At 72.0% G+C, this 11,612-nt stretch carries 10 protein-coding genes; 3 read left to right on the forward strand and 7 right to left on the reverse strand.

Annotation, left to right across the window (positions count from 1 at the left end; translation table 11 throughout):
* Positions 1-101: 101 nt before the first annotated feature.
* From MKL01_RS34070 to MKL01_RS34080, 3 genes are all read right to left on the reverse strand, one after another.
* On the reverse strand, positions 102-1,538 hold the full coding sequence (locus tag MKL01_RS34070) for an MATE family efflux transporter (protein ID WP_243909593.1): 1,437 nt from the start codon (positions 1,536-1,538) through the stop codon (positions 102-104).
* Positions 1,539-1,546: 8 nt separating this feature from the next.
* Positions 1,547-3,523 (reverse strand): monovalent cation:proton antiporter-2 (CPA2) family protein, encoded by a 1,977-nt coding sequence (locus tag MKL01_RS34075; RefSeq protein WP_243909594.1) that lies wholly within the window; start codon positions 3,521-3,523, stop codon positions 1,547-1,549.
* Positions 3,524-4,069: 546 nt separating this feature from the next.
* Positions 4,070-5,689 (reverse strand): formyl transferase, encoded by a 1,620-nt coding sequence (locus MKL01_RS34080; protein ID WP_409566401.1) that lies wholly within the window; start codon positions 5,687-5,689, stop codon positions 4,070-4,072.
* A 504-nt stretch (positions 5,690-6,193) separates the two neighbouring features.
* Here MKL01_RS34080 and MKL01_RS34085 point away from each other — a divergent pair.
* On the forward strand, positions 6,194-6,487 hold the full coding sequence (locus tag MKL01_RS34085; protein WP_243909595.1) for a hypothetical protein: 294 nt from the start codon (positions 6,194-6,196) through the stop codon (positions 6,485-6,487).
* A gap of 303 nt (positions 6,488-6,790) precedes the next feature.
* Here MKL01_RS34085 and MKL01_RS34090 read toward each other — a convergent pair whose 3' ends face one another.
* Complete coding sequence (locus MKL01_RS34090; RefSeq protein ID WP_243909596.1) at positions 6,791-7,282, reverse strand: RT0821/Lpp0805 family surface protein; 492 nt, start codon at positions 7,280-7,282, stop codon at positions 6,791-6,793.
* Between the two features lie 92 nt (positions 7,283-7,374).
* Between MKL01_RS34090 and pdxH the strand changes: the two genes are divergently transcribed.
* Positions 7,375-7,998: a pyridoxamine 5'-phosphate oxidase gene (gene pdxH / locus MKL01_RS34095; RefSeq protein WP_313901507.1), complete on the forward strand. Its 624-nt coding sequence runs from the start codon at positions 7,375-7,377 to the stop codon at positions 7,996-7,998.
* Between the two features lie 163 nt (positions 7,999-8,161).
* Here pdxH and MKL01_RS34100 read toward each other — a convergent pair whose 3' ends face one another.
* Complete coding sequence (locus MKL01_RS34100; protein ID WP_243909597.1) at positions 8,162-8,851, reverse strand: 50S ribosomal protein L25/general stress protein Ctc; 690 nt, start codon at positions 8,849-8,851, stop codon at positions 8,162-8,164.
* Positions 8,852-9,147: 296 nt separating this feature from the next.
* Between MKL01_RS34100 and MKL01_RS34105 the strand changes: the two genes are divergently transcribed.
* Positions 9,148-9,423, forward strand: a complete 276-nt coding sequence (locus MKL01_RS34105) for a type II toxin-antitoxin system ParD family antitoxin (protein ID WP_243909598.1) — start codon at positions 9,148-9,150, stop codon at positions 9,421-9,423.
* Between the two features lie 320 nt (positions 9,424-9,743).
* Here the strand turns inward: MKL01_RS34105 and MKL01_RS34110 are convergent, their stop codons facing one another.
* Together MKL01_RS34110 and MKL01_RS34115 are read right to left on the reverse strand one after the other, a co-directional pair.
* On the reverse strand, positions 9,744-10,637 hold the full coding sequence (locus tag MKL01_RS34110) for an ABC transporter permease (RefSeq protein WP_243909599.1): 894 nt from the start codon (positions 10,635-10,637) through the stop codon (positions 9,744-9,746).
* A 1-nt stretch (position 10,638) separates the two neighbouring features.
* Entirely contained in the window at positions 10,639-11,568 is a 930-nt protein-coding gene (locus MKL01_RS34115; protein WP_243909605.1) for an ABC transporter permease, read from the reverse strand.
* Positions 11,569-11,612: the final 44 nt, after the last annotated feature.

An 11,612-nucleotide genomic window follows, 5' to 3' on the forward strand; every position in this document is an offset into this window, starting at 1 on the left:
GCGGCGAAATACCAGTTCATACCGGCGGAACTTGTGTTCGACGACCGGCCGCGGCCGCGATGAACAGATCGTCCTCTCAGGCGCCGGGCGCGCCCGCCGCCTCAGCTTACCGGCCCGGGGTGCGCGTGGCCGGCCGGAAGCGGTGCCGACCGGTGCGGCGCCTCCGGGGCGCCGTCCGGCTCGGCGGCGGGCGGACCGACGCCTTCGAGCCGGTCGACGGTGCGGCGGGCGAGCAGGAAGCCGAGCGTCCCGAAGGCCAGCGACCCGAGCCCCATGCCGGCCACCACGCCCCGGGGTCCGTAGAGCGTCGCGCCGAGCATCGCGGGCGGGATCGTGCCCAGCGTCGCCCGTCCCCAGTTCAGCAGCGTCGAGCGCACCGGGAAGCCGAGGTTGTTGAAGGCGGCATTGCCCAGGAACAGCAGCCCGTTGAAGAACCAGATCGCCCCGCCGACGAGGCAGAAGAAGCCGAACAGCTCGGCCGCCACCCCGTGCAGGCCGAACAGGGACGCGAGCGGGGCCCGGGCGAGCGCCAGGACGAGCCAGACCAGCGCCACGTAGGCGAGGGTCACCCGCACCGCCTCGCGCAGCACGCCGCGCATCCGGTCGAACCGGCCCGCGCCCCAGTTCTGCGCCAGGATCGGGCCGATCGCCCCCGACAGGGCGAACAGGCCGCCGAACGCCACCGGCGTCAGGCGGTCGATCACCGCGGCGGCCGCGACCGCATCGGCCCCGTAGCCGGCAAATAGACGCGCCAGGAAGGCGCTCGCCACCGAGGGCGCGAGGTTGGTGAGCACGGCCGGTCCCGCCACCTCCGACAGGGCGGCCGCGTCGGCCGGCAGGTCGGCGAGGCGCGGCCGGCCGAGGAGCCCGTGGCGGGCGACGCCGCGCACCCCCACCGCCACGAAGGTGGCGCGGGCCAGGCAGACCGTGATCGCCGCGCCCTCGACGCCCAGGCCCGCCCCGAAGATCAGAAGCGGATCGAGGACGGCCGTGACCAGGGCCCCGGCCACGGTGACCAGCATCGCCTGCCGCGCCTCGCCGACGGCCCGGAGCAGGCCGGTGAACAGCATGCCGGCGGCGAGCAGGAGGTTCGACGGCAGGGTGATGTGCAGGAACAGCGCCGCCACCCGCAACGCGTCCCCGCGGGCGCCGATCAGCGTCAGGAGCGGGTCGGCGAGGAGGGCGATCAGCACCGCGATCACGACGGCCACGAGGCTGCCGAGCACCAGCGCCGAGGTGGCCAGCCGCCGGGCCGCCGCGGGGTCGCTGGCGCCCACGGCCTTTCCGACCAGGGCGCCCGCGGCGATCATCAGGCCGATATTCACCGCGGTGGCGAAGAACTGCACGATCGCGGCGAAGCCGACGGCGGCGGTGAGGTTCGGGTCGCCGAGCTTCGAGACGTAGAACAGCGACAGCAGGTCGACGACGAAGATCGCCATCAGCCCCACGGAGCCGGTGGCGGCCATCACCACGACGTGCCGGAGGATCGAGCCCGAGACGAAGCGGCCGGTCTCCGCCGGGGGCGGGCCGTCAGACATCCGGTCGGTCACGCATTCCGGACGCCGCCTTCCGCCTCCAGCTCGGAGTCCGGGTCGCCCTCGGCCTCGCCGGCGTCGACGTCCTGCGGGGCGAGGGCGGGCCGCTCCAGGACGCGCTCGGCCGCCTCGCGCCGGTCGCCGCCCACGAGGTCGCGGGTCTCTGTGCTGAGCGCCCGGGCGGGCCGGATGGGGGCGGTGAGCGGCTCGGGCTTCAGCCCCGCCGCCGCCCCGCGCATCCAGCTGGCGCCGTCCGGCAGGGCGCCGGCCTGCTGCAGGACGAGGCGGGCGATATCGCGCTTGCGCACGTCGTCGGTCCGCGCGGCCGCGGCCTCCGGCGACAGGCCGAGCCCCTCCAGCGCCGCCCGCCCGAAGGTCAGGGCGGATTCGGCGGTCTCGCGGATCTGGTAATCCACGTCGCGGTTCATCAACTCGACCGCGTGCAGGCGGTCGTAGGCGCGCACGAAGGTGCGCACGCTGGAAAATTCCTCGTGCACGATGTCGACGATCTTCAGGGCCCCCTCCCGGTCGTCGACGCAGACGCAGACCAGCTCGACCCGGCCGATCCCCGCGGCGCGCAAGACGTCGAGCCGCGTGCCGTCGCCGTAGTAGATGCGGAAGCCGAAGCGCGAGGCCGCGCGCAGCTGTTCCACGTCCTTGTCGATGACCGTGGCCGTGATGCCCTCGGCGAGCAGCACCTGCGTCAGCAGCTGCCCGAACCGCCCGAAGCCGATGACCAGGACCTGGGCCTCGCCGCTCTCGGCGAGCTCCGTCGACGGGGCCTCCAGGTCGTGCGTGGTCTGGGCGTTGCGCCGCTCAATGAGCTTGTCGAGGCCCTTGGCGGCGATCGGCCCGATCAGCATGGTGAGCGCGGCCAGGGCCACGGCGAAGCGCGTCGCGGTGGCGCCGGTGAGGCCGAGATCCTCGGCCTGCGGCAGCAGCACGAAGGCGAACTCGCCCGCGGGCGCCAGGACGGCCGCACCCCGCAGGGCGCCCAGCGTGTCCGACCCGAACAGCCGGAACAGGCCGGCGACCAGCGCGACCTTCACGAGGATCGCCCCCAAGGTCGCGCCGAACAGGGCCGGCCAGACCTCCCGCACCAGGCCGCCGTCGATCGACATGCCGACGCTCATGAAGAACAGGCCGAGCAGCATGCCGCGGAACGGCTCGATGTCGGCTTCCAGCTGGTGGCGGAAGTTCGACTCGGCGAGCAGGATGCCGGCGAGGAACGCGCCCATCGCCATCGACAGGCCGACCTGCTCCATCAGCAGCGCCGTACCGAGCACCACCAGCAGCGCCGCCGCCGTCATCACCTCGCGGGCGTTGCTCGCCGCGAGCAGCCGGAAGAACGGGTTCAGGCCGTAGCGGCCGACCAGCACCACCGCGAGGATCGCCGCCAGCGCCTTGCCGGTGGAGAGCGCCGCGTCGCCGAGCCAGGAGGCGTCGGTCGCGCCGCCCGCCGAGGCCAGCAGCGGCATCAGGGCCAGGATGCCCACCACCGAGAGGTCCTGGAACAGCAGCACCGCGAAGGCCCGGCCCCCGTATGCGCTGCCGAGGTCGCCGCGCTCCTCCAGGAGCTGCAGCGCCACCGCGGTGGCCGAGAGCGCGAGGGCGAGGCCGATCACCGCGGCCGCCCCCGGCTTGAGGCCCGCCAGCACGCCGACGCCGCCGAGCACGAGCGCGCAGACCACGAGCTGCGCCGTCCCGAGGCCGAAGATGTCGCGGCGCATCGAGACGAGCTGCGACAGGTGCAGCTCCAGGCCGACGATGAACAGCAGCAGCACCACGCCGATCTCGGCGACGCTGGCTGCGGTGTCGGGCTCGGCGATCAGCGACAGGCCGGACGGCCCGATCAGCACCCCGGCCACCAGGTAGCCGAGCACGGCGCTCTGGCCGATCAGGCGGAACACCGGGACGCCGATCACCGCGGCCGACAGGAAGGTCAGGACCGGCGGCAGGAAGCTCGCATGTTCGACGGGGCTCGCCATGAAGATCGTCCCGGCGGTTCTTCTCAGGTTCGCGCGCGAAGCACCCGCTTACCGCGGGCGGGGCCGGGATGCGAGCCGTGCGCGGGTGCCGTTCGGCACAAGCGGGCCGCGTGAGCGTGCGGGCTTTGCTCAACTCCGGCGTGCGCCTGCCCTCTCGCGGATGGAGCGGAGCAACCCGGCTGACCTACGGCTTTGGACGTCCCGCAGCCGTTCCGGCCCTATGTTGCGTTGGCGAAGAACAGGAACGCTAGGAGCCGGCCCGGGCAAGCTATTCGGCAATTCGGAAGGCGCCGCGCTGACTCTTCGGGGCGGTCGCCTTTCCCGGGCGCAGGGAGCGTGAGCGGACTGCGACCCGTGATCCAGCACGGGACTTCGCGAAGCGTCCATCCGGACGAAACGGTGCCGCCGGCGCGGCTCGTTCCCGTGCCGGATCCCCGATCGGGTCCCGCTGGTGCTCCACCTGCCCGGGAAAGAAGCCGCCTCGTGAAGCTTGAACGATCACGTTCGCACGCCGCACGACACCTCGCGCGGGAGGGTTCGGCATCCTCACCCCGGCCGCCGCATCCGCGCCCGGCGCGAGCCGTCGATGAATTCGAATCCGCCGGCCGCGCTGAGCATGTGCAGGCGCGAGCCCGGCCAGGCGGCGCCCGGCCCCAGGCGCGTCTCGACCCGCTGGGTGTAGCCGTCCTCGTCGAGGCGCACGATCCGGGCGAGGCCCAGCGCCGCGCCGTAGCCCTGGCGGCAATCCTGGACCGGCCGGATCAGGGCGCCGTCCCGCGCCACGATCGGCCCGGCGGCCCTAGCCGAGCCGACGTCGATGAGCACCGGGTTCAGCCGGTGGGGCGTCCAGGGGCCGCGGAAATGCGGGGCGTGCCAGAGATGCAGCGTGTCGGAATAGCTGCCCCCGCCCGCCCGGACCGTCGCGAACAGCCACCAGCGGCCGTCGTGATGCAGCAGCGTCGCGTCGCCGGCCACGACCCCGTCCACCAGCACCGCCTCGTGGACCCAGCCCCGCGGGAAAGCGGTGGCCCGGTAGAGGTCGATCGTCCCCGAGACGTGGGATTCCGGGATCATCCAGACCTCCCCGTCCGCCTCGAACACGAAGGGGTAGGACAGGTGGGTCTCGAGTTCCAGGACCGGCTCCGGGCGCCCCCGCGGCCCGTCGGCATCGAAGCCCACCGCCGAGATCACCCCCTTGCCGCGCCGGTAGTCGAACTCCTCGACGAAGAGCGTCACGGCCCCGGCCCGGGCGATGGCGAACGGGTCGGCGTAGAAGCGGTGCCCGTCGTCGGGCAGGTCGATCCAGCCGCCCTCCGGGTGACGGCGCAGGTCGATCAGGTCGGGGCCGTCGATCCGCCGCCAGCCGACCCGCCATTGCGGCCGGTGGAAGCAGAGGGCGTAGAGCCTGCGGGCGATCAGCCGGGCGAGCCCCCCGGTGGCGCGGCGCCCGGCCCCCAGGCTGCCGAGGTCGAAGGGCCGTCCCGGCTGCAGGGGCGCCTGGCTGCCGTCCGGCAGCGTCGGAGACGCGGCCCCGTCGAGGGCGGCGGCGATCAGCGTGATCGTCCGCGCGAGGTAATCCTCGAAGGCGGCGAGCATCACCGTGTGCGACTCCGCGCCGAGGCGCCCGACCGCGACCGGGGCGCTGTCCGGGCCGCGCAGGGCCGCCACCGGCGCCCGTCCGGCGAACAGGGCCGCCAGCAGGCCCGCCTCGCCGGGAATCCCGTCGAAATCGAGCCGCCACGTCGGCGTGGCGGTCGGTTCCCCGGGCTCTCCCGCGAGGTCGAGGACGAGGTCGGCGTCGCCCCCGTCCGGACCGGTCTCATAGGGTGCGAGGGCGACCGGCTCGGCCGCGGTGGCGAGGCCCGGGCGGGGCAGTCCGTGGATCGCGGCCTCCAGCCGGAACAGCAGCTCCGCGTTCGCCGGCAGGCCGCCGCACCCCTCGGTCCAAGCGATCCGGATCTGGCGGTCGGGCCGCTGCCCGATCTGGTCGAGGAGGCGGATGTGCCAGCCGCGCAGGGCCCGGCGGTCGAGCCGCACCGTGATCGTCCGCGCACAGGCGCGTGCCTCGCCCGCCCCCAGCCCCGACCGCGCCGGCGCCCGGCCGCCGGCTCCGGGGCCGTGTCTCGACGCACTCTCCTTCGCCGGGCCGGGATCCACCTCGGCCACGAGCGCCCTCAGCAGACCGTTCGGGGCCGGTCGACGCTGCGTCCGCGGCGATCTTCGATCGGGCGCAGGTCTTTGATCGGGCGCAGGTCTTTGCCGCACATCCACCGGTCCCTGAGGCGATGCCCGCTGAGGTCGATCCGTGCCGCCGCCCGCTCGCTCCATCAGCCGAACGGCCCCGCGTCCGGCGTGTCGATGTTCGTCGGGACGCTCACGGCGATCTGGATCCTGCCCGTACCCGCCGGACAGCCGTGGGTACGGCCGTCGGGGACTGAAACCTGTTGCTCGGCGATACGATCAAGCAAGGCCGGGCGGCTGTCCACCTGTACAAGCCTAAAGACCAGGGCGATTTCTGCGGAAGTGATTAAAAAGCTTGATGTCATTCTGCGGAGTAAACTTGTGTTGCGGCTCCGTGATATCGTGTCGCGCAGCCGTTGCGGGGTCCGCCCGGGAACCCCCGGTTCGGCCACGCCGTTCGCTCTGCAGGATGTGGTTCGGAGACAGGATATGACGCGCAAGACGCTGGCCCTGACGGCGATGCTCCTCGTCGCCGTGCCGGGCACGGCCTTCGCCTTCGGTGGCGGGGGTGGCGGCGGGGGGGACAGCGGCAGCGGCCTCTCGCCCTACGCCGCCCTCAGTGGCAACGACCGGTCGGCCGGGGTGAACAACGGCAATTACCGCGACCCGGCCCTCGACCCGTATATCCGCACCTACGACCCGGAGGCGGCGGTCCGCTACGCCGTGCCCCCGCAGGCGCAGCCGCGCCTCCGGATGCGGCCCTATTACGGCCGTCCCTACTGAGGCACCCGCAAGCCCCCGCCGCGTCGGGGCGTCATGGTGGAGGTCGCCGCGGAGACGTCCGCGGCCGGTCTCCTACGGGTCTCGTTGTCCTGGCGTCGGGGGGGCGATGCCGGGCGCTGCCCGGGACGCCGTCCGGTCGAGGGCAGGGCGCGTTGCCCGACCGAAACGGGGTTAGGGAGCGGCGCGGACGGCCGCCGGACCACGCCCTCCGGGGGCCCCGACGCCTCCCATGATGGGAACCGTCCGGCCCGCCTCCGGCGCTCGAGGGAGCGCGTTGAACGGGCTGCTCTGCACGGAATGCCGTCAGGACGGCTCGGGGCCCTTCGCGGTCCAGACGCGCTTGAGCGTCCAAGGACCGCCGGAGGGTTTGCAGCCTGTGCCGCGGACGAAGCGGCTGTTCCCCGGCCCGATCACCGAGGCCAGGAAATTGCGGCAGATCAGATCCTCGGCGACGTAGGGCAGGCCGGTCGGGTTGACGCTGCCGTGCAGGCCGGTCTCGGGGTTGTCCCACTTCACCGGCCGGCCGTTGCCCTGCGGATCCAGGGCGACCGACAGGGCCGCGCGGGCGCGCCGCCAATCCTCTTCGGCGAGGTCGTTGCCGAAGCTCGCGGGCCGCTTCTCGATGCTGCCGGTGACGACGGGCTCGTCGGCCACCCGCGCCGGCGCCTCGGCCTCGCTCCGGAACACGAGCAGCGGCTGGCCGCAGCCGGACAGTGCCAGGGTCAATCCCAGGACTGGTCCGCACGCGCGGAGGCGCGACCGTCGGCTCGGCTCTTTACATGCGCATCGCCGCATTACACCTGACTCACGACGGGCTATCCGCTCGACCGAACACGCCGATGTCGGTGCCCCCTCAGGCCCTGGACGCGGCAGGCAGGAGTGTTGCCGTGGATCAGTTAAGGACCGATGACCCGAGGTCCCTGGACTTCACCCTCAGCGACGATCCCGTGGCGCTGTTCGCCGCGTGGATGAAGGAGGCCGAGGCCGCCGAACCGGAGGATGCAAATGCCATGGCGTTGGCCACGGCCGGGTCGGACGGTCTGCCCGACGTGCGGATGGTTCTGCTGAAGGGCTTCGACGCGGACGGCTTCGTGTTCTACACCAACACCCGGTCCGCCAAGGGCGCGGAGCTGGCGGACAATCCCCAGGCCGCCCTGGTGCTGCACTGGAAGAGCCTGCGCCGCCAAGTGCGGGCCCGGGGCCCGGTGACGCCGGTGACGCCGGAGGAGGCGGACGCCTACTTCGCGAGCCGCCGCCGGGAGAGCCGCCTCGGCGCCATCGCCAGCCAGCAATCCAGCCCGCTCGCCGACCGGGCCACCCTGATGCGGGCCGTTGCGGACCTCTCCGAGCGGTACGGCGACGGGCCGATCCCCCGGCCGGCGCACTGGACCGGCTTCCGCATCGCCCCCGTGAGCGTCGAATTCTGGCAGAACGGCGACTACCGCCTGCACGACCGGGTCCGCTTCACCCGCGCCGGCGACGGCTGGAGCCGGGCGCGGCTCTATCCGTAGCGAGGATCCGGGCTTCGAGAGGTCCGTGACCCGGGTCTTTCGAGGTGCCTGAGCTGGCCTGTCCCATCGCTCAGTGACGCCGGCCCTCGGCGATCGGCCCCTCGAAACGCAGAGAGCCCCGGCGGGGCCGGGGCTCTCGACGACGTGGGGGATGCGACGAGGCTCAGGCCTCCTCGCCATCCTTCTTCTCTTCGTCCTCGGCAGCGGCCTCTTCGGCCTTCTCCTCGGCGGCCTCGGCCGACTGAGCCTCTGCGATCGCGGCCTCCTCGGCCTCGACCTCGGCGCCCAGCACGGTCGGCGGCACGATGTTGGCCACCGGATCGGTGGGCTCGCCGGTGTGGGTGCCGGCCGGGATCTTGACGTCGGAGACGTGGATCACGTCGCCGATCTGGCGGCCGGTCAGGTCGACCTCGATCGCGTCCGGGATCTGGTCCGGGGCGACCTCGAGCGTCAGGGTGTGGGCGACGATGTTGAGGGTGCCGCCGAGCTTCTTGATGCCGGGGGCCGCGTCCTCGTTGATGAAGTGCACCGGCACCTCGACGGTCACGGTCTGACCGGAGACGACGCGCAGGAAGTCGACGTGCAGCGGGACGCCGGAGACCGGGTCGAGCTGGAAGTCGCGCGGGATCGCCCGGACGGTCTTGCCGCCGGCCTTGATCTCGAACAGCGTGGTCTTGAACCCGCCGGCGTAGATCAGGGTGCGGGCGCGGACGAGGTCGATGGCGATGGATTGCGGCGGCTGGCCGCCTCCGTACACGACGGCGGGAACTTGGCCCTGGCGACGAACGGCCCGGGCGGCCCCCTTGCCGACCCGGTCGCGTGCCACGGCCTCAAGCGTCTTGACTGCGCTCATGGCGTGATCCTTCAGATGATGACGAGATCCGGAAACGAAAAAGCCGCCCGACGCGGACGGCTGTGACCTTCCCGGTGCGCCCCTGCCTCCAAGGGTGTCGGAGGGCGCGCCGTGCGCATACACGGGTGGGGGCGGATTGGCAATGTCGGGGCGGCGCATCCCGGATCAGGTTCCACCGCGCAGCACCTGTCCGGGATAGCCGTGGTGCAGGATCAGCCAGACGGTCCGCGGCTGGACGACGGTCAGATGTGTATGACATTGTCATACGTGATCCGGAGGGTATCGAGGAGCCATCCATGCGCGCCAGCAAGCCCGTCACCGTGACACTCGGCGACCTGCAGGAGCGCGTCGATGCGCGGATCCAGTCCGGCACCTACGCCACCGTGAGCGAGGTTCTCCGCGCCGGCCTGCGGGCTCTCGACCGCGAGGAGGAGGCTCTCGACGCCATCCTTCGGCAGCGGCTTCAGGAGGCACTGGACGATCCGCGTCCGTCGATCCCGGCCGATCAGGTCTTCGCCGATCTCCGGGCCCATCATGCCGCCCGGGCGGGGGCAGCCAAGCGTGGCGCATAGCGTCCGCTTTCATCCGCTGGCGCGCACGGATCTCTTCGACCTCTACGGCTACATCGAAGGTCAATCCGGCACCGAAAGGGCCGGAACCCATCTGGAGCGCATCGAGGCTCTGCACGAGCCTGGCCGACTTTCCCGAGCGGAGCCTCCCCCGCGACGATCTGCTGCCGGGCCTCCGCACCGTATCGCTGGAGCGCCGCGTGCTGAATGCGCTCACTGTGACCGGGACGGACGTGACGATCCTGCGGGTGCTTTACGCGGGCCGTGTCCTGTCGGCCCGGGACGTGCCGGTTTAGATCCCAACTGTCGGGACATCTGTCTCGCTACGGCCCCATCCCCGCCAGCGCCCGCCGGGCCCGGCGCCTCTGCAGCCACAGGGTCAGGCCGAGCGCCGTGCCGATCACCAGCGCCGAGACCGCCGTGGTCACCGTGCCCAGCGCATAGATCTCCGGCGTCGTCACCGTGGTGGTCAGGCCCTGCAATTCCAGCGGCAGGGTGTTGCGGCCGCCGATCGCCTGGCTGGTGCGGGCGAGCTCGTCGAACGACAGGGTGAAGCCGAACAGGGCGACCCCGACCAGCGCCGGGGCGAGGATCGGCACCACCACGTGCCGGAGGGTCTGCGGGCCGCTGGCCCCGAGGTCGCGGGCGGCCTCCTCGTAGGCGGGGTCGAACCGGTTGAACACCGCGAACAGGATCAGCAGGCCGAACGGCAGGGTCCAGGTCAGGTGCGCCCCGAGCGCCGAGGTATAGAGGCCCATGAACGTGCCGTGGTCCTGCAGGAATCCCCAGCCGGTGGCCGCCGCCAGAGCCTTGACGGCGTCGTCGAGCAGCCGGAATTCCAGCCCGATGCCGAGGGAGACCACGATGGAGGGCACGATCAGGCTCGACACCGCCAGGGCGAAGACGAGGCTGGCGCCCCGAAACCCCTTCCGGAAGGCGAGGCCGGCGTAGAACGCCAGGGTCACGGTGAGCGCCATCACCACGAGCCCGAGGCGCAGCGAGCGCCGCAGCGCCGCCCAGATGTCGACGACGCCGACGCCGGCCCACAGCTTGGCGAACCAGTGGGTCGAGACCCCGTTCATCGGGAAGGTCAGGCCGCCGGACGGGCCCTGGAAGCTGAGCGCCAGGATCGTCAGCGTCGGCCCGTACAGGAACAGGACGTAGAGAGCGAAAATCCCGGCGAGCCCGTAGAAGACCAAGCCGCGCGGCCGGTCCATCTCAGAGCTCCCGGCGCAAGTCGATCATCCGGGTGAGCCCCAGGATCATCATCAGCACGGCGGCCAGCAGCACCATGGCGTTGGCGGCCGCCGCGGGGAATTGCAGGTAGGCCATCTGCACCTGGATCACCTTGCCGACGCTGGCGATCTGCTGGCCGCCCATCACCCCGACCGTGACGAAGTCGCCCATCACGAGCGTCACCACGAAGATCGACCCGATGGCGATGCCGGGCTTGGCGAGGGGCAGCACCACGTTCCAGAGGATCTGCGCGCTTGAGGCGCCGCAGTCGCGCGCCGCCTCGATCAGCCGCCGGTCGATCCGCGCCAGGCTGTTGAAGATCGGCACGATCATGAACACCGTGTCGAGGTGCACGAAGGCCAGCACCACCGAGAAGTCCGAGTAGAGCAGCCCCTCGATCGGCTCCCGGATCAGCCCGAGGGCGCGGAGCGTGTCGTTGACGAGGCCGTTGCGGCCGAGCAGCGGGATCCACGAGATCATGCGGATCACGTTCGAGGTCCAGAACGGGATCGTGCAGAGCAGGAACAGGCCCATCCGCACCGTATCCGAGCGGATATGGAAGGCCAGGAAGTAGGCGATGGAGAAGCCCAGCGGCAGGGTGATCGCCAGCGTCAGGGCGACGAACTTCACCGTCGAGAGATAGGTGCGCAGGGTCGTGCACAGGTCGGCCGACAGGCAACCGTCGAACACGTCGGCGTAGTTCTGCAGCGTCGCCGCGGGGATGATCTCGTACTCGTTGTACTCCCAGAGCGACACGATGCCGGTGAGCACCAGCGGCACCACCAGGAAGACCAGGAAGACGAGGGCGAGCGGGGCGGCCTGGAGGTAGGCGAGGCTGCGGCGGCGTGGGGGAGCGGCCGCGACCGGCGATGCGACGGTCTCGGCGGGCCGGGGGAGGGCGAGGTCGTTCACCGGATCGCCCTCGACGGTGCCGCGGTCTGCCTCCCCCCTCTGCG

The organism is Methylobacterium sp. J-070 (assembly GCF_022829385.1).
Classification (GTDB): Bacteria; Pseudomonadota; Alphaproteobacteria; order Rhizobiales; family Beijerinckiaceae; genus Methylobacterium.